We start from the raw sequence: 835 nt of genomic DNA on the forward strand, positions 1-835 counted from the left end.
GGCCCGTGACGAAGACGAGCGCGGTCTGGTTGCGGACGGCGAAGCAGAGGACGGTGACGACGGCCGCGAGCAGCGTCGTGATGAGCCAGGCCTGGCCGACCTCGATGCTGCCGATGAAGTAGCTGAGCTTGGTGCCGAAGTCGCGGTCGAGGCTCAGAGGCGTCTGCGTGACGTTGAGGAAGGTGAGGAACCCGGTCACCGCGCTGGCCGCCGCGAAGAAGGCGGCGCTGGCGGCGGCGACGTCGAGGGCGATCGAGAACTCGGTGCGCGGCTCGGGCGCGGCCTCGGCGGGCGCGGGGCGCGCGGGGGCGACCGCGGTGCGCGTCGATCCGGCGCGGGAGGAGGATTGGCCGGCGCGCGAGGAGGACTGGCCGGCGCGCGAAGAGGCGTGAGCGGTCGAAGACCGGGACGAGGATCGGGCGTCGCGGGCGGCGGCGGCGCGGGGGCTCAGCGCGAACAGCGTCAGCACGAGCGAGCCGATCATGCCCGCGGCGCCGAGATTGACGGCCAGCTTGGCGATCGGGAGGCCGTAGCGGACCACGGGGCCGGGATCGTTCAGCAGCGGAGCTTCGGCTCCCCCGCCGAAGGCCAGGGCCGCGAGGAGGGCGACGAGCGCTGCGGCGACGAGCACGAGCGCAGGGCCGACGATCCGGACGGTTCGATTCACCGGTCCAGCCTACGTTCCGCGGCTGATCGGCAGCCGCGTCCGCGGACGATCGGCGGCCGCGTCTGCGGACGATCGGCGGCCGCGTCCGCGGACGACGACGGCCCCGGCGCAGTGCCGGGGCCGTGTCGGAGGGCGCGACTACTTCGCGGCGGCCTTGAGCTTGGTGCC

At 74.4% G+C, this 835-nt stretch carries 1 pseudogene; it reads right to left on the bottom strand.

The features are described from left to right. Positions 1 to 667 (bottom strand): annotated as a pseudogene (locus C5C82_RS17135) (hypothetical protein); the annotation flags it as partial. Positions 668 to 835: the final 168 nt, after the last annotated feature.

Origin of the sequence: Rathayibacter sp. AY1D5 (genome assembly GCF_002932515.1) — a bacterium.
GTDB lineage: Bacteria > Actinomycetota > Actinomycetes > Actinomycetales > Microbacteriaceae > Rathayibacter.